The organism is Bacillus sp. HU-1818 (genome assembly GCF_022695965.1).
In the GTDB taxonomy this organism is placed as follows: Bacteria; Bacillota; Bacilli; order Bacillales; family Bacillaceae; genus Bacillus; species Bacillus atrophaeus.
Map to the genome: position 1 here is coordinate 386,060 of NZ_JAAPBE010000002.1, position 23,950 is coordinate 410,009.

General features: G+C 44.6%; 24 protein-coding genes and 1 pseudogene. 21 read left to right on the top strand and 4 right to left on the bottom strand.

Annotated elements, in window-relative coordinates; genetic code table 11:
• Positions 1-113 precede the first annotated feature (113 nt).
• The 4 genes from GXP75_RS07285 to pyrG all read left to right on the top strand — a co-directional run bounded on the left by GXP75_RS07285 (position 114) and on the right by pyrG (position 5,992).
• Positions 114-2,243, top strand: coding sequence for a (Fe-S)-binding protein (locus tag GXP75_RS07285; RefSeq protein ID WP_242556482.1), 2,130 nt, complete (start codon positions 114-116; stop codon positions 2,241-2,243).
• Positions 2,240-3,379 carry an acyl-CoA dehydrogenase gene (locus GXP75_RS07290; RefSeq protein ID WP_214916072.1) on the top strand — a complete coding sequence of 380 codons (1,140 nt, stop codon included), beginning with the start codon at positions 2,240-2,242 and terminating at the stop codon, positions 3,377-3,379. Before GXP75_RS07285 ends, GXP75_RS07290 begins: the two co-directional genes overlap by 4 nt.
• Positions 3,380-3,578: 199 nt before the next feature.
• Complete coding sequence (gene rpoE, locus GXP75_RS07295) at positions 3,579-4,112, top strand: DNA-directed RNA polymerase subunit delta (RefSeq protein ID WP_214916074.1); 534 nt, start codon at positions 3,579-3,581, stop codon at positions 4,110-4,112.
• A gap of 272 nt (positions 4,113-4,384) precedes the next feature.
• The gene (pyrG, locus tag GXP75_RS07300) at positions 4,385-5,992 is read left to right on the top strand and encodes a glutamine hydrolyzing CTP synthase (RefSeq protein WP_003326522.1); all 1,608 of its coding nucleotides are present in this window, start codon (positions 4,385-4,387) and stop codon (positions 5,990-5,992) included.
• 78 nt (positions 5,993-6,070) lie between these two features.
• Here the strand turns inward: pyrG and GXP75_RS07305 are convergent, their stop codons facing one another.
• A complete protein-coding gene (locus GXP75_RS07305) occupies positions 6,071-6,592 on the bottom strand; it encodes a DUF2529 domain-containing protein (RefSeq protein ID WP_242556483.1) in 522 nt (173 codons plus the stop codon).
• Between the two features lie 164 nt (positions 6,593-6,756).
• Between GXP75_RS07305 and spo0F the strand changes: the two genes are divergently transcribed.
• The 11 genes and pseudogenes from spo0F (at position 6,757) to GXP75_RS07360 (ending at position 17,295) form a co-directional block, all read left to right on the top strand.
• Positions 6,757-7,131, top strand: a complete 375-nt coding sequence (gene spo0F, locus GXP75_RS07310; RefSeq protein WP_010790218.1) for a sporulation initiation phosphotransferase Spo0F — start codon at positions 6,757-6,759, stop codon at positions 7,129-7,131.
• A 180-nt stretch (positions 7,132-7,311) separates the two neighbouring features.
• Positions 7,312-8,169, top strand: a complete 858-nt coding sequence (locus tag GXP75_RS07315) for a class II fructose-bisphosphate aldolase (RefSeq protein WP_003326525.1) — start codon at positions 7,312-7,314, stop codon at positions 8,167-8,169.
• 110 nt (positions 8,170-8,279) lie between these two features.
• The gene (gene fsa, locus GXP75_RS07320) at positions 8,280-8,918 is read left to right on the top strand and encodes a fructose-6-phosphate aldolase (protein WP_003326526.1); all 639 of its coding nucleotides are present in this window, start codon (positions 8,280-8,282) and stop codon (positions 8,916-8,918) included.
• A gap of 356 nt (positions 8,919-9,274) precedes the next feature.
• Positions 9,275-10,564, top strand: a complete 1,290-nt coding sequence (locus GXP75_RS07325) for a UDP-N-acetylglucosamine 1-carboxyvinyltransferase (protein WP_242556484.1) — start codon at positions 9,275-9,277, stop codon at positions 10,562-10,564.
• Positions 10,565-10,596: 32 nt separating this feature from the next.
• On the top strand, positions 10,597-11,562 hold the full coding sequence (glpX, locus tag GXP75_RS07330) for a class II fructose-bisphosphatase (RefSeq protein WP_061572235.1): 966 nt from the start codon (positions 10,597-10,599) through the stop codon (positions 11,560-11,562).
• 214 nt (positions 11,563-11,776) lie between these two features.
• Positions 11,777-11,952 (top strand): annotated as a pseudogene (locus GXP75_RS07335) (hypothetical protein).
• 22 nt (positions 11,953-11,974) lie between these two features.
• Positions 11,975-13,258, top strand: a complete 1,284-nt coding sequence (gene rho / locus GXP75_RS07340) for a transcription termination factor Rho (RefSeq protein WP_003326529.1) — start codon at positions 11,975-11,977, stop codon at positions 13,256-13,258.
• Positions 13,259-13,386: 128 nt separating this feature from the next.
• On the top strand, positions 13,387-13,587 hold the full coding sequence (gene rpmE / locus GXP75_RS07345; protein ID WP_003326530.1) for a 50S ribosomal protein L31: 201 nt from the start codon (positions 13,387-13,389) through the stop codon (positions 13,585-13,587).
• Positions 13,588-13,678: 91 nt separating this feature from the next.
• Positions 13,679-14,275: a thymidine kinase gene (locus tag GXP75_RS07350; protein WP_061572236.1), complete on the top strand. Its 597-nt coding sequence runs from the start codon at positions 13,679-13,681 to the stop codon at positions 14,273-14,275.
• A gap of 278 nt (positions 14,276-14,553) precedes the next feature.
• Positions 14,554-16,251 carry an oxaloacetate-decarboxylating malate dehydrogenase gene (gene malS / locus GXP75_RS07355; protein WP_061572237.1) on the top strand — a complete coding sequence of 566 codons (1,698 nt, stop codon included), beginning with the start codon at positions 14,554-14,556 and terminating at the stop codon, positions 16,249-16,251.
• A gap of 84 nt (positions 16,252-16,335) precedes the next feature.
• Positions 16,336-17,295: an AEC family transporter gene (locus GXP75_RS07360; protein ID WP_061572238.1), complete on the top strand. Its 960-nt coding sequence runs from the start codon at positions 16,336-16,338 to the stop codon at positions 17,293-17,295.
• 34 nt (positions 17,296-17,329) lie between these two features.
• On the opposite strand, the gene racA is transcribed toward GXP75_RS07360, so the two are convergent.
• Both racA and gloA2 read right to left on the bottom strand, forming a co-directional pair.
• Complete coding sequence (racA, locus tag GXP75_RS07365) at positions 17,330-17,890, bottom strand: chromosome-anchoring protein RacA (protein ID WP_242556485.1); 561 nt, start codon at positions 17,888-17,890, stop codon at positions 17,330-17,332.
• A 122-nt stretch (positions 17,891-18,012) separates the two neighbouring features.
• Positions 18,013-18,396 carry an SMU1112c/YaeR family gloxylase I-like metalloprotein gene (gene gloA2, locus GXP75_RS07370; RefSeq protein WP_214916082.1) on the bottom strand — a complete coding sequence of 128 codons (384 nt, stop codon included), beginning with the start codon at positions 18,394-18,396 and terminating at the stop codon, positions 18,013-18,015.
• Between the two features lie 128 nt (positions 18,397-18,524).
• On the opposite strand from gloA2, the gene prfA reads away from it, so the two are divergent.
• The 3 genes from prfA to GXP75_RS07385 all read left to right on the top strand — a co-directional run bounded on the left by prfA (position 18,525) and on the right by GXP75_RS07385 (position 20,938).
• Positions 18,525-19,595 (top strand): peptide chain release factor 1, encoded by a 1,071-nt coding sequence (gene prfA / locus GXP75_RS07375; RefSeq protein ID WP_061570932.1) that lies wholly within the window; start codon positions 18,525-18,527, stop codon positions 19,593-19,595.
• 1 nt (position 19,596) lies between these two features.
• A complete protein-coding gene (prmC, locus tag GXP75_RS07380) occupies positions 19,597-20,463 on the top strand; it encodes a peptide chain release factor N(5)-glutamine methyltransferase (protein WP_242556486.1) in 867 nt (288 codons plus the stop codon).
• Positions 20,464-20,650: 187 nt separating this feature from the next.
• Positions 20,651-20,938 (top strand): DUF5316 family protein, encoded by a 288-nt coding sequence (locus tag GXP75_RS07385; protein ID WP_061570930.1) that lies wholly within the window; start codon positions 20,651-20,653, stop codon positions 20,936-20,938.
• A gap of 29 nt (positions 20,939-20,967) precedes the next feature.
• Here the strand turns inward: GXP75_RS07385 and GXP75_RS07390 are convergent, their stop codons facing one another.
• The gene (locus GXP75_RS07390) at positions 20,968-21,333 is read right to left on the bottom strand and encodes a UPF0715 family protein (RefSeq protein ID WP_003326540.1); all 366 of its coding nucleotides are present in this window, start codon (positions 21,331-21,333) and stop codon (positions 20,968-20,970) included.
• Between the two features lie 164 nt (positions 21,334-21,497).
• On the opposite strand from GXP75_RS07390, the gene spoIIR reads away from it, so the two are divergent.
• From spoIIR to GXP75_RS07405, 3 genes are all read left to right on the top strand, one after another.
• On the top strand, positions 21,498-22,184 hold the full coding sequence (gene spoIIR / locus GXP75_RS07395) for a stage II sporulation protein R (RefSeq protein WP_242556487.1): 687 nt from the start codon (positions 21,498-21,500) through the stop codon (positions 22,182-22,184).
• 69 nt (positions 22,185-22,253) lie between these two features.
• Positions 22,254-22,697: a GNAT family N-acetyltransferase gene (locus GXP75_RS07400; RefSeq protein WP_214916093.1), complete on the top strand. Its 444-nt coding sequence runs from the start codon at positions 22,254-22,256 to the stop codon at positions 22,695-22,697.
• A gap of 155 nt (positions 22,698-22,852) precedes the next feature.
• Positions 22,853-23,893 carry an L-threonylcarbamoyladenylate synthase gene (locus GXP75_RS07405; protein ID WP_242556488.1) on the top strand — a complete coding sequence of 347 codons (1,041 nt, stop codon included), beginning with the start codon at positions 22,853-22,855 and terminating at the stop codon, positions 23,891-23,893.
• The last annotated feature ends 57 nt before the right edge of the window (positions 23,894-23,950 follow it).

The window sequence follows — 23,950 nt, forward strand, 5'->3', positions numbered from 1 at the left end:
GAAAGGAAATTTAATTATTGACTGAACACTCATTCATTATTTATGATAAAGATAACCTTATACAGATTCGGAATGGGGATCAGAGTCTGAAGGAGAATAAAGGGGGAATCGGAATGAGCGGCTTTCTCGTCGTGAATACACTGGCATTTTTGCTTGTAACCGCTTACGCTGTCTATCTGTTTTTTTATTTGATCAAAACAAGGCTGGCTTATATCAGACTCGGCCAAAGGGAGCAATTTGACAAACGGCTGAAAGAACGGCTTCAACGCATTTGGGTGAATGTGTTCGGCCAGAAAAAACTGCTCAAGGATAAAAAAAGCGGGATCATCCACGTTTTATTTTTCTATGGATTCATTCTCGTCCAGTTCGGAGCAATGGATTTTATTATAAAAGGACTGCTTCCGGACAGGCGATTGCCGCTTGGGCCGGTATATCCTGTATTTACCTTCTTTCAGGAAATCGTCACCTTTCTTATCTTAATTGCGGTTTTCTGGGCGTTTCACAGGCGCTACATTGAGAAGCTTGTCAGACTCAAACGCGGGTTTAAATCAGGGCTTGTCCTCATTTTCATTGGCGGGCTGATGCTGACTGTTTTACTTGGAAACGGAATGAATCTCATCTGGCACCATCACAGCCTTTCTTGGAGCGAACCGATCGCATCGGCCATTGCGTTTCTGCTTGGAGGAATAGGAGAGACCGGAGCGGCCGCGGTGTTTTATGTTGCTTGGTGGGCGCATCTATTGATTTTGCTGAGCTTTTTAGTATATGTGCCTCAATCTAAGCATGCGCATTTAATCGCCGGACCCGCCAATGTCTTTTTCAGCAGACTGACAACGCCGGGCAAGCTTGAGAAGATTGATTTCACTGATGAAACAAAAGAAAGTTTCGGCGTGGGAAATATTGAGGACTTCCGTCAGTCCCAGCTTATTGACTTATATGCGTGCGTGGAATGCGGCCGCTGCACCAATATGTGCCCGGCTTCCGGCACCGGAAAGATGCTGTCGCCGATGGATTTAATCTTACGTTTGAGAGACCATCTGACTGAAAAAGGCGCTGCCGTCACATCGAGATCGCCGTGGGTGCCTGCGGTTGCGTTTCAGCACACGAAAGGCAATCAGCTTGCAGCCGCTTCTGCCGCAAGCGGATCAAAGGAAGCCGCCGCCGCCGCTGAATACAGTCCGGACTTAATCGGAGACGTCATTACAGAGGAAGAAATTTGGGCCTGCACCACGTGCCGAAATTGTGAGGACCAGTGCCCTGTCATGAACGAGCATGTGGATAAAATTATCGACCTCCGCCGTTATCTGGTTCTTACTGAAGGAAAAATGGACAGTGACGCGCAGCGGGCGATGACAAGCATTGAAAGGCAAGGAAATCCGTGGGGCTTGAACCGCAAAGAACGCGAAAACTGGCGGGACGCAGCTTCAGACGTAGAAATACCTACTGTGAAAGAAATGAAAAAAGCAGAAAAAGAATTCGAGTATTTATTCTGGGTCGGTTCCATGGGTTCATATGATAACCGGAGCCAAAAAATCGCCGTTACCTTCGCCAAGCTGCTGAACGAAGCCGGCGTTTCATTTGCCATTCTCGGCAATAAAGAAAAAAACTCAGGAGATACGCCGCGCCGCCTCGGAAATGAATTTTTATTTCAAGAGCTGGCCGAAAAAAATATTTCTGAATTTGAAAAAAATGAAGTGAAAAAAATTGTGACCATCGACCCGCACGCATACAATTTATTTAAAAATGAATATCCTGATTTCGGATTTCAAGGCGAGGTCTTTCATCATACCGAAGTGCTGGCCGACTTGGTGAAGAACGGAAAACTCAAACCGAAGCATCCGGTAAATGAAACCATCACTTTCCATGATTCATGCTATTTGGGCAGGTACAATGAAGTGTATGAACCGCCGAGAACCATTTTAAAAGCAATCCCGGGCGTCCGGCTGACAGAAATGGAGCGCAGCCGGGAAAACGGAATGTGCTGCGGAGCCGGAGGGGGATTAATGTGGATGGAGGAAGAAACGGGCAACAGAATCAATGTCGCCAGGACAGAACAGGCGCTATCCGTTAACCCGTCAATCATCAGTTCAGGCTGTCCGTATTGCCTCACGATGCTTGGCGACGGCACAAAAGCAAAAGAAGCAGAAGACCGCGTCGGAACTTACGATGTCGCTGAACTTCTGGCTCAATCTGTCTTTGGCAGTCATCAAGGTGAACCAGTGAATGCGGAGGAGAAGCTATGAATTTCAATTTATCAGATGAACATGAAATGATTAGAAAATTGGTCCGCGACTTTGCGAAGAATGAAGTAGCCCCGTCAGCAGCAGAGCGTGACGAACAAGAACGCTTCGACAGAGGGCTGTTTCAAGAGATGGCTGATCTGGGGCTGACGGGCATACCTTGGCCTGAACAATACGGAGGGATCGGAAGCGACTATCTTGCCTATGTCATTGCGGTGGAGGAGCTTTCTAAGGTATGCGCTTCAACGGGGGTGACGCTCTCCGCCCATACCTCTCTTTGCGGCTGGCCGCTTTATGCTTATGGGACGGAGGAACAAAAACAGACGTATCTTACACCGCTTGCCCTCGGAGAGAAGATCGGCGCTTACGGCTTAACGGAAGCGGGATCGGGATCAGATGCCGGCGGAATGAAAACCGTCGCTGAAAGAATCGGAGATGACTATTTATTAAACGGTTCGAAAATCTTTATAACGAACGGCGGGGCGGCTGATATTTACATTGTCTTTGCCGTCACTGACCCTGAACAAAGGAAAAAAAGTGTTACTGCTTTTATCGTTGAGAAAGGATTCGAAGGCTTTTCCATAGGCAAAAAAGAAAAAAAACTCGGCATCCGTTCCTCACCGACAACAGAAATTATCTTTGAAGACTGCCTCGTGCCTGCCAAAAACCGCCTCGGCGAGGAAGGGGAAGGGTTCAAGATCGCGATGAGCACGCTTGACGGCGGACGGAACGGCATTGCGGCGCAAGCTGTCGGTATTGCTCAAGGCGCCTTAGATGCGGCGCTTCAGTATGCAAAGGAAAGAAAACAGTTCGGTAAGCCTGTTGCAGAGCAGCAGGCCATCGCCTTTAAGCTTGCCGACATGGCGACAATGATAGAAGCCTCGAGACTTCTGACTTATCAGGCTGCGTGGCTGGAATCCTCGGGGCTTCCGTATGGAAAAGCTTCCGCGATGTCTAAACTGTTAGCGGGGGATACGGCGATGACGGTTACAACAGAAGCCGTGCAAATCTTCGGAGGTTACGGCTATACAAAGGATTACCCGGTTGAACGCTACATGCGAGACGCGAAAATCACTCAAATCTATGAAGGAACCCAAGAAATTCAAAGGCTGGTGATTTCAAGGATGCTCGCGAATTAAAGCAGGTTTCTATCATTCCAGTTCAGCCCAAAGGCGGCACTCCGCTAAAAAATCTTAAATTAACACTGTTTAGGGTAGCATAATCTGTTTTATTTTGTTTATAATGAGAGGTATGGTTTGTCTTAAGAACAATACAAAATCGCTTTTATTATAGGATAAAAACAGATACATATAAGTAATAGAAAGGGAGTGTCTGACCTTGGGTATCAAACAATATTCACAGGAACAGCTAAAGGAAATGGCTTTAGTTGAAATCGCTTATGAAATGTTTTCAGACAGTAAAAAACCAGTTCCTTTTCAGGAGCTTTTAAATGAAATTGCTTCATTGCTCGGTGTAAAAAAAGAAGATTTGGGAGACCGGATCGCACAGTTTTATACAGACTTAAATATAGACGGCCGATTCTTGGCTTTGTCTGACCAGACTTGGGGCCTTCGCAGCTGGTATCCTTATGATCAGCTGGATGAAGAAACGCAGCCGACCGTTAAGGCGAAAAAGAAAAAAGCGAAGAAGGCTGTCGAAGAAGATCTTGACCTTGATGAATTTGAAGTGGTCGATGAAGATGATATCGATTTGAATGAAGTTGAGGAAGAGCTGGATCTTGAGGCTGACGAATTTGATGATATTGATGAAGACGATGACGAAGAAGAAGACTTAGACATCGATGAAGATCTAATTGACGATGAAGAAGATGAAGAAGAAGACTTAGATGAAGATGAGGAGAAAAAAGAGTAGAAGGCGGATTCTTTTTTCCGAAATAAAACCATCTTGACTTTCATAGTCGAACTATGTAGTATGTATTTTGGGCTCTTCAAAAAGAAGAGGAATTCATACGAATACTACGCTCCCTTTCAAGAAATTGAAAGGGAGCTTTCTTATTTTCACCCCTATATAACGGTATTTTCTTTGCATAATCATTTAGAAATAGAAGCAAAAAACTAAATGATTTTTTATAAAACGGTACATTTTAAAGAATGTAGCTTAGACCGAAGAGAGGAGCAATCGAAATGACTAAATATATTTTTGTAACCGGGGGAGTTGTATCCTCGCTTGGAAAGGGTATTGTTGCCGCATCATTGGGACGTTTGCTGAAAAACAGAGGACTGAATGTGACAATCCAAAAATTCGACCCGTATATCAACGTTGACCCGGGAACAATGAGCCCATACCAGCACGGTGAGGTTTTCGTTACAGATGACGGAGCTGAGACAGACTTAGACTTAGGCCACTATGAGCGTTTTATCGACATTAACTTAAACAAATTCAGCAACGTAACAACAGGTAAAATCTACTCCACGGTTCTGAAAAAAGAGCGCAGAGGAGACTATCTGGGCGGAACGGTTCAAGTTATTCCCCATATTACTAATGAACTGAAAGACCGTGTTTACCGCGCAGGAAAAGAAACAAAAGCGGATGTTGTCATTACAGAAATCGGAGGTACAGTAGGAGATATTGAATCCCTGCCGTTCCTTGAAGCGATCCGCCAAATGAAAAGTGACATCGGACGAGAAAACGTAATGTACATTCACTGTACACTCGTCCCTTATATTAAAGCTGCGGGAGAATTGAAAACAAAGCCGACCCAGCACAGCGTGAAAGAATTAAGAAGCTTAGGCATTCAGCCTAATATCATTGTAGTCCGCACTGAAATGCCGATCTCACAAGATATGAAAGACAAGATCGCTCTTTTCTGTGACATCGACACGAAAGCGGTTATTGAATGTGAAGATGCGGACAACCTGTACTCCATTCCCCTTGAACTGCAAAAACAAGGACTTGATAAACTTGTCTGCAATCATATGAACTTAGAATGTAAGGATGCAGAAATGTCAGAGTGGAAAGAGCTTGTCAACAGAGTAAGCAATTTGTCTAAAACCGTGACAATCGGTCTCGTGGGCAAATATGTAGAGCTTCAAGATGCTTATATTTCTGTTGTTGAGTCACTTCGCCACGCGGGTTACGCGTTTGACGCTGATGTGAAAGTGAAATGGATCAATGCCGAAGAAGTGACAGAAAGCAATATCCATGAGCTGACAAGCGGCACAGACGGCATCATCGTTCCCGGCGGATTCGGCGATCGCGGCGTGGAAGGAAAAATCATTGCGACAAAATACGCGCGTGAAAACAAAGTTCCTTTCTTCGGTATTTGCTTGGGTATGCAAGTGGCATCCATCGAATATGCGAGAAACGTGTTAGGACTTGAAGGTGCTCATTCAGCTGAAATTGATCCATCAACGCCATATCCGATCATTGATCTTCTGCCTGAACAGAAGGATGTGGAAGACCTTGGAGGAACGCTCCGCTTAGGCCTTTACCCTTGTAAGCTAATAGAAGGAACAAAAGCCTTTGAAGCGTATCAAGATGAAGTGGTTTACGAACGCCATCGCCACCGCTACGAGTTCAACAACGAATTCAGACAGCAGATGGAAGCAAACGGTTTTGTATTCTCAGGCACAAGCCCGGACGGACGTCTTGTGGAAATCATCGAACTGAAGGATCACCCATGGTTCGTGGCATCCCAGTTCCATCCTGAATTTAAATCAAGACCGACAAAACCTCAATCTTTATTCAAAGACTTTATCGGAGCCTCTGTAGAAGCTTCAGACCAGAAATAATAAAAAAAGACTTGCCGTTTTTTCAAAACGCGCAAGTCTTTTTTATTTGGTCTTTCTGTATCCGGCCTGTACAATGGATTAAGCATACTCTTGAAGAATCTCCTTTAATGTAAAAGACACCGCGTGGTACACGTAAAGACCTACCATCAAAGAAGGAAATCCGTACCTTGTGCCATCTTCATCAGGTACGAGGGGCATTTTTAATTTTGTATCAATATGAACATCGCAATATTGTTCAATTCCGTTTTGATCCTTCGCAACGGGTGACACACATACAACACCGGCGCCTTTTTCATACAGCTCTTTCGCAAGCGCCTGTTCTTCCTCTGTTCCCGGACTCGAACAAAACATGAGCACCCTGTCGCTTTCAGTTATATGTTCAATGCTGTCAGGAAAGACTTTTATTGAAGGGAATGGTTCTCTGCCGGCTGATGCTTCCCAGTGAATGCCCTGCAATTCATTCGCTCCATATAAATAAATGGAATGTCCGCTGACCACGGCCTGCGCAAGCAACCGGGCCCCATCTTCAATTGCTTCTGATTCCTTATCCTGAATGCGTGAAAAAATGCCTGTCAATTGCGTTGTGAATATTTTCAACATAGGTGAAGCCTCCTTTATAACGTACAATATAGTATATAACAAAAGAGAAATTGCTCAGAAAATGTCGGAAAGTAGACTATTATAATTAAAGGAAATGAGAAAATCAAACAGAATACATTAACTACTGCTTACTTTTGACGAAAATCATAACATTGGGGTGTAAAATGATGAATGAGAAAATTTTAATCGTTGATGATCAATACGGAATTCGTATTTTGCTTAATGAAGTATTCAATAAAGAAGGCTATCAGACGTTTCAGGCTGCGAACGGCCTTCAGGCGCTCGACATCGTAACAAAGGAGCGCCCTGATCTTGTTCTCCTGGATATGAAGATACCAGGTATGGATGGAATTGAGATTCTGAAACGAATGAAGGTTATCGACGAAAGCATCCGTGTGATCATCATGACCGCATACGGCGAGCTGGATATGATTCAGGAATCAAAAGACTTGGGTGCGCTTACACATTTCGCTAAGCCTTTTGATATTGACGAAATCCGGGACGCGGTAAAAAAATATTTGCCGCTGAAATCAAACTGACAAAAATAAGAAACAAATTGAATCAGGCCATTATGTTGCCGATTTGTCGAAAAGTTGGTATCCTAGAGGTGGAGAAAAAGCGATCTGAGAATTTACATATGACGAGAATTTATGGTCATGCTAGGGTGGAAAGCTTTTTTCGCTAGAAGCAAATCAGGCTACATAAGGAGGACTTTCGACATGCCTTTAGTTTCAATGACGGAAATGTTGAATACAGCTAAAGAAAAAGGATATGCTGTTGGACAATTTAATTTAAACAACCTGGAGTTTACTCAAGCAATTTTACAAGCTGCTCAAGAGGAAAAATCTCCAGTCATTCTTGGTGTATCAGAAGGTGCGGGACGCTACATGGGCGGCTTCAAAACAGTCGTAGCTATGGTGAAAGCACTTATCGAAGAATATAATGTGACAGTTCCTGTTGCGATTCACTTAGACCACGGTTCAAGCTTTGAATCTTGTGCAAAAGCGATTCATGCAGGTTTCACATCTGTTATGATCGACGCTTCTCATCACCCGTTTGAAGAGAACGTAGAAACAACTTCAAAAGTGGTTGAGCTTGCTCATTTCCACGGCGTATCTGTTGAAGCTGAGCTTGGAACAGTCGGCGGACAAGAAGATGACGTTATCGCAGAAGGCGTAATCTACGCTGACCCTAAAGAGTGCCAAGAGCTTGTTGAACGCACTGGCATCGACTGCCTTGCACCTGCATTGGGTTCTGTTCACGGTCCTTACAAAGGTGAACCAAACCTTGGTTTCGAAGAAATGGAAGCGATCGGTAAATCAACTGGTCTTCCGCTAGTTCTTCACGGCGGTACTGGAATTCCGACTGACGACATTAAAAAATCAATTTCACTTGGCACAGCCAAAATCAACGTAAACACTGAAAACCAAATTGCTTCTGCAAAAGCTGTTCGCGAAACACTAGCAGAAAAGCCAAACGAATACGATCCGCGTAAATACCTCGGACCTGCTCGCGAAGCGATTAAAGCAACGGTTATCGGTAAAATGCGTGAATTTGGTTCTTCAAACCAAGCTTAATTCAATTCATAACCGCCTGACAGCTTTGACAGGCGGTTTTATGTCTATCGTTAGAAAGCGCAAACATGTTCCACAGTTCAGAAATTTCTTAACCAGGGAGGTTCTTCAAAATGTTGTTTTTTATTGATACAGCAAATATTGATGAAATTAAAGAAGCGTATGAATTAGGAGTTCTTGCGGGTGTTACGACAAATCCTAGTTTAGTAGCGAAGGAAGCGAACGTATCATTCCACGACCGCCTGCGCGAAATCACTGAAGTGGTGCCGGGTTCAGTAAGCGCAGAGGTTATTTCCCTCAACGCTGAAGAGATGATTGAAGAAGGAAAAGAATTGGCGAAGATCGCCCCTAATATCACAGTGAAAATCCCAATGACTTCTGACGGTTTAAAAGCGGTCAAAGCGTTGAGTGATCTGAACATAAAAACGAACGTCACGCTGATTTTCAGTGCGAATCAGGCGCTTCTTGCGGCTAGAGCCGGCGCAACCTATGTCTCTCCTTTCTTAGGCCGTCTTGACGATATCGGCCACAATGGCCTTGAACTGATCTCTGAAATCAAACAAATCTTTGACGTGCACGGATTAGATACGCAGATCATTGCGGCATCCATCCGCCATGCCCAGCACGTAACTGAGGCTGCGTTAAGAGGGGCTCATATCGGCACAATGCCGCTTAAAGTCATTCATCAGCTGACAAAGCACCCATTGACAGACAAAGGTATCGAACAATTCTTGGCTGATTGGAATAAGTAATGAAGATTGCGGCAAACGGCGGGCTATTGTCTGTTTGCCGCAGCCTTCGTTTTTATAAGCTCATACAGCGGACCTTTGGGCGCTAAGGTATGATTCTTGCTCTTGCGCATCGCCGGGATTGAAGGGTGTACGTGCTGCGTTTTGCCGGATTTCTAAAAGACGGCCGGGTCTCTGTACAACATGTGAAACCAATACCCCGCAAAGCTTCGCTATTTTCTTCTTGATAATTCACATTGTGTTGTATTCTTTCTCTTCGAATTGGCTAGATTTTGGACATGGGCTTTTATTTGCAGAGACAGAATAAAATGCCATTTTATTTACGCTCCGCAGCTATCTTCTTAAGGAAGGAGACTATCATGGAAAAGTTGAATATTGCCGGCGGCGACTCGTTAAATGGAACAGTACATATTAGCGGCGCAAAAAACAGCGCTGTCGCTTTGATACCTGCAACCATCTTGGCAAATTCCGAAGTGACCATAGAAGGGCTTCCGGAGATTTCAGATATTGAAACCCTGCGTGATCTGTTAAAAGAAATCGGCGGCAGCGTCCATTTTGAAAATGGAGAAATGATTGTTGACCCCACTTCGATGATCAGCATGCCGCTCCCTAACGGAAAAGTGAAAAAACTGCGCGCCTCGTATTATTTAATGGGTGCGATGCTCGGACGCTTCAAACAAGCGGTGATCGGTCTGCCGGGAGGCTGCCATCTAGGTCCGAGGCCGATTGACCAGCATATAAAAGGCTTTGAAGCGCTTGGAGCCGAAGTGACAAATGAACAGGGCGCGATTTATCTGCGGGCTGAAAAGCTGAGAGGCGCCCGGATCTACCTGGATGTCGTCAGTGTGGGGGCTACCATTAATATTATGCTTGCCGCCGTTCTCGCTGAAGGAAAAACATTGATAGAAAACGCGGCGAAGGAGCCTGAGATTATAGATGTCGCCACACTACTGACCAGCATGGGCGCAAAAATTAAAGGCGCCGGAACCAATGTCATACGGATAGACGGCGTAAAAGAGCTTCATGGCTGCAAACATACGATTATCCCAGACAGAATAGAAGCCGGAACATTTATGATCGCCGGTGCGTCAATGGGCAAGGAAGTCATTATCGACAATGTGATTCCGACTCATCTTGAATCCTTAACGGCAAAGCTGAGAGAAATGGGTTTTCATATTGAAACAAGTGACGATCAAATATTGATTGTCGGCGGCCAGAAAGAATTAAAGCCTGTAGATGTTAAAACACTTGTATACCCGGGATTTCCGACAGACCTGCAGCAGCCGATGACATCGCTTTTGACAAAGGCGAGAGGGACAAGTGTCGTGACGGACACCATTTACTCGGCAAGGTTCAAGCATATTGACGAGCTGAGACGAATGGGAGCCAATATGAAGGTGGAAGGAAGATCCGCCATTATTACCGGTCCTGTGGAGCTGCAAGGCGCCAAAGTCAAGGCCAGTGATTTGAGGGCGGGCGCCTGTCTTGTCGTCGCCGGGCTGATGGCCGACGGCGTAACGGAAATTACCGGTTTAGAGCATTTGGACAGAGGCTACAGCAATCTGGAAAAGAAACTGGAAGGTCTTGGAGCCACAATCTGGCGGGAAAGACTGACAGACGAAGAGATAGAACAGTTGCAAAATTCTTAGAATGTGTAATTGTGAGAGGAGATCGTGCTGAGATGGAAAGAAGTTTATCAATGGAATTGGTACGTGTAACAGAAGCGGCCGCATTGGCATCAGCAAGATGGATGGGCCGGGGGAAAAAAGACGAAGCGGATGACGCTGCGACAAGCGCAATGAGAGATGTATTTGATACGGTTCCTATGAAAGGAACCGTGGTAATCGGTGAAGGCGAGATGGACGAGGCGCCAATGCTTTATATCGGCGAGAAGCTCGGCAACGGCTACGGCCCGCGCGTCGATGTGGCAGTTGATCCTCTCGAAGGCACGAACATCTTAGCGAGCGGCGGCTGGAACGCGCTGACGGTTATTGCGGTTGCTGATCACGGAACCCTGCTGAACGCTCCCGATATGTATATGGAAAAGATTGCAGTCGGTCCTGAAGCGGTAGGCTGCATTGATATCGAAGCACCTGTCATTGATAACTTAAAAGCGGTGGCGAAAGCAAAGAACAAAGATATTGAGGATGTCGTTGCTACCATCTTAAACCGTGAAAGACACGAAAAAATCATTTCTGAGCTTCGTGAGGCCGGTGCCAGAATCAAGCTCATCAACGACGGAGATGTCGCCGGCGCCATCAACACTGCCTTTGACCATACAGGTGTTGATATCTTGTTTGGATCAGGCGGCGCCCCAGAAGGTGTGCTTTCCGCTGTCGCTCTGAAAGCTCTTGGAGGAGAGATCATCGGCAAGCTGCTTCCCCAAAGCGATGAAGAAAGAACGCGTTGTGAAGCAATGGGCTTAGATGTAAACAAAGTCCTCCGTATGGAAGACCTTGTAAAAGGCGACGATGCCATTTTCGCGGCTACGGGCGTCACGGACGGCGAGCTGTTAAAAGGCGTTCAATTCAAAGGCTCTGTCGGTACGACAGAAAGCTTGGTTATAAGAGCAAAATCCGGCACAGTCCGATTTGTTGATGGAAGACACAGCCTTAAGAAAAAACCAAATTTGGTCATCCGTCCATAAGAGAGAGAAAAAGCGGGGAGATGATCCCGCTTTTCTTTTGCAAACAAGAGTCAACCCTATCATTTATATGTCAAAGTGTTATTTAAGTTGAATATTCCTTTGAAATGAGGTAAAAATAAAGAGTGCTGCGATTTTTCTGCGTATTAACTTCTTTTAAGCACTAGGAAAGTTTTAATTTCTACCGCATACAGACGATATAAATATTGATCTTCTCATGTTTTTGTCCTCGCTTCCTTCAAAACTCATAAAGATAATCCTTTTAAAAAAGCGCCGATAATGGGTGGAAGTGTTACCGATAGAAGTTCCTTTACGTTAAAAAAAGAAAGTGCTTTGGCGGATGATGCAACAAGCAGCCAAACGAACATGTACGGCAATCAAGCAATACATTGACTATGAAAAGCGTGGTGTTTTTATGAAAGACGTATCTATTTCCTCTTTGGAAAACATGAAGTTAAAAGAACTTTATGAACTTGCAAGACATTATAAAATCTCCTATTACAGCAAACTGACAAAAAAAGAATTGATCTTTGCCATTCTGAAAGCCAATGCCGAGCAGGAAGATCTTCTGTTCATGGAAGGTGTGCTTGAGATTATCCAATCCGAGGGCTTTGGCTTCCTGAGACCGATTAATTATTCTCCAAGCTCGGAAGATATTTATATTTCTGCCTCTCAAATCCGCCGTTTTGATTTGAGAAACGGAGACAAAGTATCGGGCAAGGTTCGTCCTCCGAAAGAAAATGAACGGTATTATGGACTTTTGCACGTTGAAGCAGTAAACGGAGATGATCCGGAATCCGCGAAAGAACGCGTACATTTCCCTGCTCTTACGCCGCTTTATCCTGACCGTCATATGGTCCTTGAAACAAAACCGAATTATTTATCTACGAGAATTATGGATATGATGGCGCCTGTAGGTTTTGGACAGCGCGGATTAATTGTAGCGCCGCCAAAAGCCGGTAAAACGATGCTGTTAAAAGAAATCGCCAACAGCATCACAGCGAATCAGCCGGAAGCAGAGCTGATTGTGCTGTTAATCGACGAAAGACCGGAGGAAGTAACGGATATTGAACGTTCAGTGGCAGGCGATGTCGTCAGCTCAACGTTTGATGAAGTTCCGGAAAATCATATTAAGGTGGCTGAGCTTGTGCTTGAGCGCGCTATGCGCCTCGTTGAGCACAAAAAAGATGTTGTTATCCTTATGGACAGCATCACACGGCTTGCCCGCGCCTACAACTTAGTGATCCCGCCAAGCGGAAGAACGCTTTCCGGAGGGATTGACCCTGCGGCGTTCCACCGTCCGAAGCGTTTCTTCGGAGCTGCGAGAAATATCGAAGAGGGCGGAAGCTTAACCATCCTGGCGACGGCTCTTGTTGACACAGGCTCCCGTATGGACGATGTCATTTACGAAGAGTTCAAGGGAACAGGAAACATGGAGCTTCACCTTGACCGTTCACTCGCGGAAAGACGGATCTTCCCTGCAATTGATATCCGCCGTTCCGGAACACGTAAGGAAGAGCTTCTTGTGCCTAAAGAGCATCTTGACCGTTTGTGGTCGATTCGAAAAACAATGTCTGATTCTCCTGATTTCGCAGAGAAATTCATGAGAAAAATGAGAAAAACAAAAACAAATCAAGAGTTTTTTGATATTTTGAATCAAGAATGGAAACAGGCGAATCTATCATCTGCAAGACGCTGAGAAAACAAAAAATCATTTGCAAAAAAAGTCATTCACTGATATAATTTTCTCATGTGCGTTTCGGACAAATGCTCCGAAATAATAACTCTGTTTCCACACGGGATTCAGGGCGGAAGGAGATGGACACATTGAAAACAGGAATTCATCCTAATTTCAAAAAAGCAACAGTTAAATGTGCTTGCGGAAATGAATTTGAAACAGGCTCAGTAAAAGAAGAGGTACGCGTTGAGATTTGCTCTGAATGCCACCCATTCTACACTGGCCGCCAAAAATTCGCTTCTGCTGATGGTCGTGTTGATCGCTTTAACAAAAAATACGGTCTTAAGTAATAATAGATTTTATCAACAGGCAAGAAGCAATTCTTGCCTGTTTTTATGTTGTCTAAAATAGACGCTGGTGATGAAAGGGGAGCAGAAGCCTATGTACATAATGAAGCAAAGCGGGTGGCTGGAGCTGATTTGCGGCAGTATGTTCTCTGGGAAATCGGAAGAGCTGATCCGAAGAGTGAAGAGAGCGACTTATGCAAAACAGGAAGTCAGAGTATTTAAGCCCGCTATAGATAACCGTTACAGTGAGGAAGCCGTTGTCTCCCACAACGGTACGTCGATGACAAGCCATGTTATTGCCGCGCCTTCTGAAATATGGAACCACATCAGTGAAACGACAGATGTGATCGCAGTTGATGAAGTGCAATTTTTTGACCGGATGATTATAGAAGTCTTGTCGTCACTCGCAGATAAAGGATATCGTGTCATTGCGGCGGGTCTTGATATGGATTTCAGAGGAGAACCGTTCGGCGTGGTGCCTGATTTGATGGCAATGGCTGAAACAGTTACAAAGCTTCAAGCCGTCTGTTCTGTCTGCGGATCACCCGCAAGCCGCACTCAGCGCCTTATTAATGGTAAGCCTGCTTCTTATGATGATCCTATCATTTTGGTCGGGGCGTCAGAATCATATGAAGCAAGATGCAGACACCATCACGAGGTCCCGGAGAAAGCAGGAAATGCAGGAAAGTAGTTCATATATAAATTGGAAAACACCGGCAGGAAAAAGCCGGTGTTTTTTATTTTTCACAAATATTGTAGTTAAAAAACTTAATTAAGAGTAATAAAAAATTAAGTAATTTTCATCACTTGAATTTTGATTATAGCAGGCATAAAATGTCTTACGTAGTGTAAATAGTTTTTAGACATTGTTCGAATAATTGTCAAAAAATCGTTTAACGATCATGATCGATTTTATTGTAGATGACTTATTATTTAACCAGATTAACAATTAGAAAGAAGGAGATTTGCTTGAATAACATTAAAAAAACACAGGAAGGTCATTTGGAAACGACTCTCAGAGGAAAAGAAGTATTGTCCATTCCTACTTTGAATAAAGGTGTAGCTTTTTCACTTGAAGAAAGACAAGAACTTGGTTTAGACGGACTTCTTCCGCCGACTGTACTTTCTCTTGACCAACAGGCGAAACGCGCGTATGAGCAATTTTTAGCACAGCCTGACCGTCTTCGTCAAAATGTTTATTTAAATGACTTGCAAAACCGTAATGAAGTTCTTTTCTATAAATTGTTACAAAATCATCTTCGTGAAATGCTTCCGGTTGTTTATACACCGACAGTTGGTGAAGCGATTCAAGAATACAGCCATGAATACAGAAGACCGCAGGGGATTTACCTTTCAATTGACAACATTGACGGAATTGAAAAGGCGTTTGAAAATCTTCATGCAACGGCGGGCGATATTGACTTGATCGTGGCAACAGATTCTGAAAGTATCCTTGGTATCGGTGACTGGGGTGTAGGCGGAATTAATATTGCGATCGGTAAACTGGCTGTTTACACTGCGGCGGCGGGTATTGATCCAAGCCGGGTTATTCCTGTTGTGCTTGATGTTGGAACAAACAATGAAAAACTGCTTAATGATCCATTATATATCGGTAACCATCATGAGCGTATTCAAGGTGAACGTTATGAAGCGTTCGTTGATGCGTATATCAAGGCTGCATTGAAGTTCTTCCCTAAAGCGCTTCTTCACTGGGAAGATTTCGGAAACAAAAATGCGCGCAATATCATGAAAAAATATAACCATGAAATCCTGACTTTTAACGATGATATTCAAGGTACAGGTGCGATTACTCTTGCGGGTGTGCTTGCAGCTATGAAGAAAACAGGCGCTTCTATTAAAGATCAGCGCGTTGTTATCTTTGGTGCGGGTTCAGCGGGTATCGGTATCGCTGACCAAATCCGTGACACAATGGTTCTTGCTGGATTGTCTGAAGAAGAAGCCAACAAAGCGTTCTATACACTTGATTACAGAGGCCTATTGACAGACGATATGGAAGGCATTCTTGATTTCCAAAAACCTTACCTTCGCAGCACTGAAGAAGTGAAAGATTGGAAACATAATGAAAAAGGCGAAATTCCATTCGACGAAGTGGTTCGCCAAGCGAAACCGACAATTCTAATCGGTACATCAGGGGTTTCAGGTGCGTTTACAGAGGATATTGTAAAAGAAATGGCTTCTCATGTAGACCGCCCTGTTATTATGCCTATGTCAAATCCGACTCATCTTGCTGAAGCAGTGCCTGAAGATCTGTTCAAATGGACGGACGGAAAAGTGCTTGTTGCAACGGGAAGCCCGTTTGACAATGTTGAATACAACGGCGTTTCTTATGAAATCGGACAATCTAACAACGCATTTGCGTTCCCTGGCCTTGGACTTGGTTCAATTGTAGTCGAAGCAAGCGTCATTACACCTGCAATGTTTGCTGCAACAGCAAACGCGATTGCGGAAATGGTCGACTTAGAAACACCTGGAGCAGGATTGCTTCCAAGTATTGATGATCTTCAAGAGGTTTCAATCCGAGTTGCGATTGACGTGGCAGAAGCAGCCATCAAAGACGGCGTAGCTAATGTACATCCGGAAGATGTAAGACAAGCAGTGCTTGATGCAATGTGGTCCCCGCAATACAAAAAAGTAATTGCAAAATAATTTTTTGAGTAATATTTCTGTCCGAGGGAAAGCTTTTTAGTAAAGCTGCAGTATACGGACATCAAGGATACGGAGGAGAAAATCTTGAGCTTCTTAGATATTTTAATCCTCCTGGCGCCGATATTTTTCGTTATCGTGCTGGGATGGTTCGCTGGTCATTTCGGAAGTTATGATGCTAAGTCTGCAAAAGGGGTAAGTACGTTAGTCACAAAATACGCACTTCCGGCTCACTTTATAGCTGGTATTTTAACAACTTCCAGAAGTGAATTTTTATCACAAATACCTTTAATGGTATCATTGATTATTGGAATCGTCGGCTTTTATATTGTTATTCTTTTAGTATGTAAATTTGTTTTTAAATATGATTTAACAAATTCATCAGTTTTCTCACTGAACTCAGCCCAGCCAACTTTCGCCTTTATGGGTATTCCTGTATTGGGAAGTTTGTTCGGCGCTCAAGAGGTTGCGATTCCGATCGCGGTGACGGGTATCGTGGTTAACGCGATGCTTGACCCGCTTGCCATCATCATTGCAACTGTCGGTGAGTCATCGAAGAAGAAGAAAGATGCGAACAGCGAAAGTTTCTGGAAAATGACAGGAAAATCAATTTTGCACGGTCTTTCTGAACCGCTTGCTGCAGCTCCGCTGGCTAGTATGATTCTGGTCCTTTGCGGTGTTTCGCTTCCTGAACTAGGCGTGAAGATGCTTGATCAGCTTGGAAGCACGACTTCGGGCGTGGCGCTCTTTGCAGTAGGTGTAACAGTTGGTATCCGCAAAATTAAACTCAGCGTGCCGGCCTTTGGCATTGCCTTGCTGAAAGTTGCTGTTCAGCCTGCGTTAATGTTCTTGATCGCTCTTGCTGTCGGTTTGCCTGCTGACCAAACAACAAAAGCCATCCTGCTAGTTGCGTTCCCGGGTTCAGCTGTAGCAGCTATGATTGCGACACGATTCGAGAAACAAGAAGAAGAAACGGCTTCGGCGTTTGTGATCAGTGCGATTCTGTCACTGATTTCACTGCCGATCATTATCGCGCTTACTGCGTAGAAAAAAAGCTCCCTGTCAAAAGGGAGCTTTTTTATTAGGTCTGAAACTTAAAAAGTGATAGGAGCGGTTTTTTTCTGGTTTTTGTCTTTTCAGAGGAAACAGCCGTTTCGGGGATTGGCTCGGCACCGGATAGATGCTTTGTTTGTGAGGCGAGAGATTGCAGATCTGCGTGTAAGTCATCGATCTCTCTTCTGTGCTGGAGCAGCTGATACGACACACCTTCGTCAGCCTTCTGTTTGAGCTGCCGTTCAAGCTCATCCAGCCTTGCCAGAAGCTTGTCCTCTGACTGCTTTTGCTGTAAAAGGGCAGAGAGCTTCTGTTCCAGCTGCTCTATTCTTTGTTCGGATGCACCTCTGTTCGTTTTTTGCAGGATAAATCCCGAACGCTTTTTATGCTGCCGCGGAACGTTTACTTCCTGGAGCGCGACACCCTCAGAAATTTGTTTTTGAACCGATTTCAGCACGTTCACATCATCTTCTGTAAAGGAATAGTGTCCAAGTTCATTCCGTTCTGCCGGAAGATTCAGCTGCTTGACCCACCGCTGGACAGTTTTGGTTGATACACCGAGTTCTCTTGCCACCACATTGGTATTCATAATCGCATACCTCCTTTTCAGGTAGGTATTCGACTAAGTGATCCGGTTCCCTTCATGTTAGACAAAACAAGAAAAGATTCGTCAAAGAAAGTGGTGATTTCCCTTTTTTCTTCAATTAATCGTTACCGCTCATACAGTTCCAAAGGGAGCCCGTCAGGATCGGAAAAGAAAGTAAATCGTTTGCCTGTCAAAGGATCAATTCTGACCGGCTCCGTAACAATGCCTTTTTCACCAAGCTTCTTTACAGCTTGATCAAGATCTCTGACTGTGAAAGCGAGGTGGCGCAACCCTGCCGCTTCCGGATGCGTCTGGCGCGCGGGTGGATCATTGAAAGAAAACAGTTCAATGGCATACGTGCCGCCAAGGGATAGATCAAGCTTATATGAATCCCGTTCTTTCCGGTACGTTTCTTGAACGATATCAAACCCAAGTTTCTCTGTGTAAAAGGTTTTCGACTTTTCATAATCGGAACATATTATAGCGATATGGTGAATGGATTCGAACACTGGAAACCCTCCTCTTTTTTTACAGTATATCAAAGCGGATGTTTTGATCGGATAGAATTGCTTTTGACTGGCGGTAAGCCCTATACTATAATGAGAATGTTACGCACAGGAAAACAGAGGTGAAGACCGTGTTAGACCGTTTAAAGTCAATCGAAGAACGATATGAGAAATTAAATGAACTGTTATCTGATCCAGAGGTCGTCAATGACCCGAATAAACTCAGAGAATATTCAAAAGAACAATCCGACATTTCAGAGACAGTTGAAGTATATAGACGCTACAGAGATGCATCAGAACAGCTGGCTGATGCAAAGGCGATGCTTGAAGATAAGCTCGATGCCGAAATGCGGGAAATGGTGAAAGAAGAGATTTCTGAGCTTCAGGATGAAACGGAAGCCATGACAGACCAGCTCAAACTATTGCTTGTACCTAAAGATCCGAATGATGATAAAAACGTCATCATGGAGATCCGAGGAGCAGCAGGCGGTGAAGAAGCTGCGTTATTTGCTGGTAACTTATACCGCATGTACAGCCGTTATGCCGAGCTTCAAGGCTGGAAAACTGAAATCATGGAAGCGAGCGTAACGGGAACCGGCGGTTATAAAGAAATCATTATTATGATCAACGGAAAAGGCGCTTACTCGAAACTAAAGTATGAAAACGGCGCACACCGTGTGCAGCGTGTCCCTGAAACAGAATCAGGCGGGCGCATCCATACATCTACGGCAACAGTAGCCTGTCTTCCGGAAGCGGAAGAGGTTGAAGTGGACATTCATGAAAAAGATATTCGTGTCGATACGTTTACTTCAAGCGGACCGGGGGGACAAAGTGTAAATACGACAATGTCTGCCGTCCGTCTGACTCATTTGCCGACTGGTGTCGTGGTGTCTTGCCAAGACGAGAAATCACAGATTAAAAACAAAGAAAAAGCCATGAAAGTGCTTCGCGCGCGTGTTTACGATAAGTTCCAGCAGGAAGCGCAGGCGGAATACGATCAAACACGTAAGTCTGCAGTCGGTACAGGCGACCGTTCAGAGCGGATCCGCACGTACAATTTTCCGCAGAACCGTGTGACGGACCACCGTATCGGACTCACCATTCAAAAGCTTGATCAAATCCTTGAAGGTAAGCTCGATGAGTTTGTTGATGCTCTGATCATGGAAGATCAGTCCAGCAAGCTGCAAAAGGCGGAAGAATAGGATGAAGAAGATATTTGAAGCCCTGAATTGGGCTTCTTCTTATTTAACTGAAGCGGGCAGAGACCGGAATGCGGCGGAGCTATTGTTAATGAATGATATCGGAATGGATCGCAGCAAGCTTTTCGCCAGTCTGCAGGACCCGATCAGCGAAGACGAGCTGTACCGATTCAAACGACACGTGGAGATGCATAAAGAAGGCGTTCCCGTTCAATATATCATAGGGAAAGAATCCTTTTATGGCAGAGTGTTTATCGTAAACGATGATGTACTGATTCCCCGTCCTGAAACTGAGGAAGTTGTCCTTCATCTTCTTGAAAAACAGAAGCAGGTATTTCCGGAAGGCGAACCGTTACGTGTCATTGATGTAGGCACCGGGAGCGGGGCGATTGCCGTCACACTCGCACTTGAAAATAAACACTTTTCCGTTTCAGCAATTGATATATCAAAAGAAGCATTGCAGATTGCAGCCGAGAATGCAGAACGGCTGGGGGCGAAAGTCGACTTTTTTGAAGGTGATTTACTGGAGCCTTTTATTAAAGAGGGAAAAAAAGCGGACATCATCGTATCAAACCCGCCATATATTTCGGAAGAAGAAATGGCGGACTTATCGAATGTCGTTCGTTTCCATGAACCTCTTCATGCGTTGACAGACGGGGGAGACGGATTGAGATTCTACAAGCGCTTTATGGAAGATATTCCACGCGTGATGAATGAGAAAGCACTCGTCGTCTTTGAGATCGGCTGGAAACAGGGAGATGCGGTCAAAGAGATGTTTCTGCGCACCTTCCCGAATGCGGAAGTGGAAGTGTTGAAAGACATTAATGGAAAAGACAGAACAGTATGCGCGTTGATTCAGAAGTCTGAGTAAAACTGATTTTGAAAGCTTGCCGGCTATGTCCAATAAACGGATGCAGCCTGTAAGCTTTTTTTAATAAGTGAAGTTTGTTTACAGAAAAAACAAGGAATGTAAAGTAGAGCAGGGGGGATTGTGGTTTTTTGCCAATCAGTTTCATAGGATAAAATGAAACCTTTCTTAGTGAAAGGAGAAATGCGGAATGAAGAAGGCCTTTGCGGCGGGTATTGTTCTTGCGGGCATTGAGGGGATCATCGGTTTTATATGTAGGGACAGCATGTCATATCAATCTATATTCGGAACGGGAGCTATTATTTTCATTGCAATAAGTATCATAACATCCGGATTGGCTGTCAGCGGAATGCAGCAAAGAGCCAATTATCACTCAGAAACAAAAGAAGGCCGGGATGCGCGTTTTAAGATCGCTCTCACTTTTTTAGGGATAGCGGTGCCTACTATCATCTGCTATCTCATTTTTCTCCTCATATAACTGCGGGTGAGCAGGGAAGCCTGTCATACTCAGGCTTCTTTTTTCTCTCCCAACACAGAATCCCAAAACCAATAAACAACAGCCGTTAAAACCCCGAATAGATAGAATGCTTTATTTTGCAGCAGGGGCGGCTGGTCGGCTGATTGCAAGACGGAAAAGATGATGCCGTTGGCCACGAAAGCCGCTGCGAGATAATACAGCAAATATAAGGGACTGAACCGCTTCGGCTTTTTATTCAGCACAACTTGAAGCGGAAGCGCAAAAACCAAATAAGGAAATAAAAAATAAAATGCCATCGTCACAAGAGCGGCGATCACAAACGCTTGAACATAAACGACAGAATAGATAACGGACATTGTAAAAGCCGACAGAAGCAGCACGTAACTAAATTTCATCATAAACCTCCTATTAAAACTATATCGTACCATATTTGATCATAAACGAAGAAAAAGCAGATTAAAAGCTTACTAGATTTTTTCTTCCCGTTTGTTTAAACTCTCTCCTTCTTGACCATAATAAAGCTAGAAGAACAAAGTACGGAGAGGAACGGTGGGGACCGATGAAGAAAACAATTATGATCTGTGTATATATATTTCTCTTATTAACAGGAGCACTTGTGAATTTGGGGAAAGAAGAAACCGCACAAGCATCCAGTAATGAACCAGTTGTAATACCGGATGAAGCGATCCGGCTGAGAATATTGGCAAACAGTGACAAAGACAAAGACCAAGAATTAAAACGGCATATTCGAGACGCTGTGAATAAAGAGATAACGAAATGGGTAAAGGATATTACATCTATAGAAGAAGCGCGGAGACTCATCCGCTCAAAGCTGCCTGAAATCAAAAACATTGCTAAAGAGGTGATGAAAAAAGAAGGCGCCCATCAACAGCTATCGGTCGATTTTGATAAAATCTCGTTTCCGACCAAGCTTTACGGCAATATGGTTTATCCGGCAGGCGAATATGAGGCCATCTTGATTACTCTTGGCGAGGGAGAGGGCGCCAATTGGTGGTGTGTTCTATTCCCGCCGCTATGTTTCCTTGACTTTTCAAACGGGGAAGCCGTCAAAGAACAAGAGGATAAGAAAGCTGAGGAAGAAGCTTCAAAAGAACAGACAGAAAAGGCCCTTGATGATTTGACAGCGAAAGCGGAAAAAGCAGAAAAATCGCAGGATGACAAAAAAGAAGATGATACAGAAGTGAAGTTTTTCCTTGTTGAATGGTTTTCTGATCTATTTTCTTGATGGAACAGGCATAAAATCATTTTCACCTCATAGATTGAAAGAAAGAGACGTAATAAACGGGGTGAGAGCATGTTTTATCAATTACGGGCAGCGAGAGAAAAGGACGGGGAAACGATTGAGGCGTTTTTAAAGCAGGCGGGTACTAATCACGCAGGTGTGAATAGAAGCAAAACGCGGTTTATCATCTTAGAAGACAGCGCGAAACAAATTGCCGCCTGTCTGGGAATGGAAAACTTCAGCAAGGGGAAAGGCCTGCTTCGCTCACTCGTCATATCGGACAAGCTCAGCCAAAGCCATATTGTGACTCTGTTTCAAAGCATGGAGGTACTTTGTGAAAAACACGAAATCAAAACCGTATACCTGATCGCTAATCAGCATTCATCAGTGGATTTCCTGCAGGTTATGGGGTTTGCACAAGCCGACAGTGTACCGGAAGAGCTCTATGACTCAGAGCATTTTCGTGAATCTCTGCAAACAGAGGGATCAATTTTAATGAAAAAAACATCAGCATAAGCCGATTTATACACATACTTATCCACTTCTTCCTCAGCGTTGTCCACAATTTGTGGATAACGCTTGTTTTATTGAAGGACATCTTTTATACTTTCAAAAGGATTAAACGAGTGATAATAAAGTTTTATTGTTGTGAATAAGGAGTTTGGTTATATATGGAAACAAAAAGATGGACTGTGGATGTACATGATAAGTTATCCACAAAAGACCCACAGATTGCACAGGCAGCTGATTTACTGCGGCAAAATGAGGTTGTGGCATTTCCGACAGAGACCGTCTACGGACTTGGAGCAAATGCAGAAAGCACAGAAGCGGTCATGAAGATTTATGAGGCGAAAGGACGGCCGAGTGATAATCCCCTGATCGTTCATATTGCAGACATCAGCCAGCTTGATCGCATAGCCGGACCTGCATCGGAAAAAGCAAAGAAACTGATGAAACAGTTTTGGCCGGGAGCGCTTACTCTTGTATTGCCGTGTAAACCCGGCGTGCTTTCTCCGCGTGTGACGGCAGGCCTTGAAACAGTGGCGGTGAGAATGCCGGACCATCCGCTTGCGCTTGCTCTCATTCGCTCATCGGGGCTGCCGATTGCGGCACCGAGCGCCAATTTATCCGGGAAGCCAAGTCCGACAAGAGCGGAACATGTTGAGCATGATTTAAACGGGCGGATTGCCGGAATTATAGATGGAGGAGCCACCGGTCTTGGCGTGGAATCTACCGTGATTTCGTGCTCGGATGATCAGCCGGTTTTGCTTCGGCCGGGCGGAATTACCAAGGAGCAGATTGAAGAAGAAATCGGTGAGGTTCTTGTGGATAAAGGGCTTGCTGAAAAAAATGAGACACCGATTTCTCCCGGCATGAAATATACGCACTATGCGCCATCTGCGCCGCTTGCGGTCACCGAAGGAAGTGCAGAGCGCATTCAGGCTCTTGTCAGGGAATATCAGAAAAGCGGAAAACGAGTCGGCGTGCTTACCACAGAAGAACGCGCGGATATCTATGAAGCTGATTTTGTGAAGAGCTGCGGCAGGAGAGATCGGCTTGAAACAGTAGCCGCCTCGTTATATGACGCGCTGCGGAGCTTTGATGATGTAAAGGTTGATTTTATTATAGCTGAAGCATTTCCAAATACAGGCGTTGGCCACGCCATCATGAACAGGCTGATGAAAGCTGCAGGAGGAAAAGTCATTCACTAATACAGACAAGGGTTCTATCCTCTTTTGGACACGCATAAGCTAAACAAGCGGGCATGT